Here is a 1,927-nt window from a genome sequence, read left to right on the forward strand (position 1 = left end):
TCCGCGATCGCGGCGATGGTGCCGTCACCGGACTCCGGCACCGGGCCGTCCAGGTCGTCGAGCAGGTGGGCGTGCGTGGCGTCGCGCACCGGCAGGTGCGGCAGCGCGTCCAGGTACGGCCCGGCGGCGCGCGCGACCATGCCCAACGCCTCGGCGGCGTCCTCCCGTGCGTTCAGCGGATCACCCATCATGGCAGGGTAGGCGCTGATGGCACGACGTGGGCGGTTCCGGGGCCGGGCGGTCGGCGGCGGGGTGGACGCGTTCCTCGGCATCCGGTACGCCGAACCGCCGTTCGGCCCGCGCCGGTTCGCCGCGCCCGTCCCGGTCGACGCCGCGGGTGACTGCCTGGAGTTCGGCCCGATCGCGCCGCAGTCGGCGCGGCTGCCCGGCGCCCCGGTGTGGCGGCCGGGCGACGAGGACGTGCTGAGCCTCAACGTCTGGGCGCCGTCCACGGCGGACGGTCCGCGGCCGGTGCTGTTCTCCGTGCACGGCGGCGCGTACGCGTTCGGCTCGTCCGCGCAGCCCGACTACGACGGCGCCGCGCTGGCCCGGGCCGGGCTGGTCGTGGTGACGTGCAACTACCGGCTGGGGTTCGAGGGGTTCGGGCACGTGCCGGGCCGGCCGGACAACCGCGGGCTGCTCGACCAGCGGGCCGCGCTGCGGTGGGTGCGCGAGAACATCGCGGTGTTCGGCGGCGACCCCGACCTCGTCACCGTGGGCGGTCAGTCGGCGGGCGCGGGCTCGGCGTTGTTCCTGGCGGCGTGGGAACCGGTGCGGCGGGTCATCGTGCACAGCGTGCCGAACTGCTGCTGCACACCGGGTTTCGCGCGCCGGGTCGCGCAGCGCACCGGGCGGTCGGCGCACGACCCCGTGCTGTTCGGTGCTGTTCGGACCGGTGGCCGACGCGCTGCCCGCCCTGCGGCCCGACGTGGACGCCCTGCTCTGCCACACCGACGTCGAGTACGCGCTGTTCGCCGCGGTCGGCACGTTCCGGCCGCCGGCCGACCTGGACGGGTTCGGCCGCGACTGGGGCATCCCGGAGCACGTCGTGGCGGCCTACCGGCACTTCGAGGACGCGCACGTCCGGCTCGCCGGCGACTTCGTCTTCGCCGAACCCACCACCAGGCTCGCGGAGGCGCACGGCCGGGCGTTCCTGGCGCGGTTCACCCGGCCGCCCGCCTGGCACACCGCGGACGTGCCGTTCTCGTTCGGCAACCTGGACGGCGCGGAGTTCCTGATCGGCGGCCCGGCCGGCGCCGCCGAACGCGCGCTGTCCCGCCGGATGCTGCGGGCGTGGGTCGACTTCTGCACCACCGGCGACCCCGGCTGGACCGGCGTCCACCACTGGGGCGACGAGGTGCCGGCGCGGCGCGAGGCGTGGCGGGGCGTGGACCTCCCCGCGACGCTCGACCACCCCGTCGACCCCCTCAGGTGAGCTCCGCCGCGACGGCCTCGCGCACCGCGGGCACGACCTCGTTCGCCCACGCCCCGAGCGCGACGTCGGTCCACGGCTCTCGCACGGGGAAGTGCACGAAACCGGCGGCGTCGTGCTCCAGCACCGCGCCGGTCAGCTCCTCCACCCACTGCCCGACCGACCCGCCGACCCAGCGGCCGTCGGCGTCCCGGGTCGCGGCGAGCGGGGACGGCGTGATCACGCCCGGCAGGTTGTAGACCGTGGCGACGTCGCGCGGGTCGCGGCCGGCCGCCGTCGCCGCCTCGTCGATCACCGGCCGGGACGTGCGGTACCGCTCGCTGAGCCAGTCCGCCGCGTGCCCCGGGATCCACCCGTCGGCAAGCCTGCCGGTCACCTCCAGCGACTTCGGGCCCACCGAGCCGGTCCACACCGGCGCGGCCGGCACCGGGGCCGGTTCCAGCGCGGTGACCCGGTGGAACTCGCCGTCGAACGTCACCGGCCCGCCACCGCCGG

At 76.6% G+C, this 1,927-nt stretch carries 2 protein-coding genes and 2 pseudogenes; 2 read left to right on the top strand and 2 right to left on the bottom strand.

The genetic code is table 11. The features are described from left to right. A pseudogene (locus AB0G02_RS37550) lies at window positions 1-188 on the bottom strand (aspartate aminotransferase family protein); the annotation flags it as partial. 19 nt (window positions 189-207) lie between these two features. On the opposite strand from AB0G02_RS37550, the pseudogene AB0G02_RS37555 reads away from it, so the two are divergent. Together AB0G02_RS37555 and AB0G02_RS37560 are read left to right on the top strand one after the other, a co-directional pair. Further along, window positions 208-717 (top strand): annotated as a pseudogene (locus AB0G02_RS37555) (carboxylesterase family protein); the annotation flags it as partial. Between the two features lie 163 nt (window positions 718-880). After that, entirely contained in the window at window positions 881-1,435 is a 555-nt protein-coding gene (locus tag AB0G02_RS37560; RefSeq protein ID WP_360804474.1) for a hypothetical protein, read from the top strand. Here AB0G02_RS37560 and AB0G02_RS37565 read toward each other — a convergent pair. Beyond that, the coding region (locus AB0G02_RS37565; protein ID WP_360804477.1) for an LLM class flavin-dependent oxidoreductase at window positions 1,428-1,927 on the bottom strand (500 nt) is incomplete at its 5' end. The two genes, AB0G02_RS37560 and AB0G02_RS37565, sit on opposite strands and share 8 nt — an antisense overlap.

It is taken from the genome of Actinosynnema sp. NPDC023658 (assembly GCF_040639995.1).
Taxonomy (GTDB): domain Bacteria; phylum Actinomycetota; class Actinomycetes; order Mycobacteriales; family Pseudonocardiaceae; genus Actinosynnema.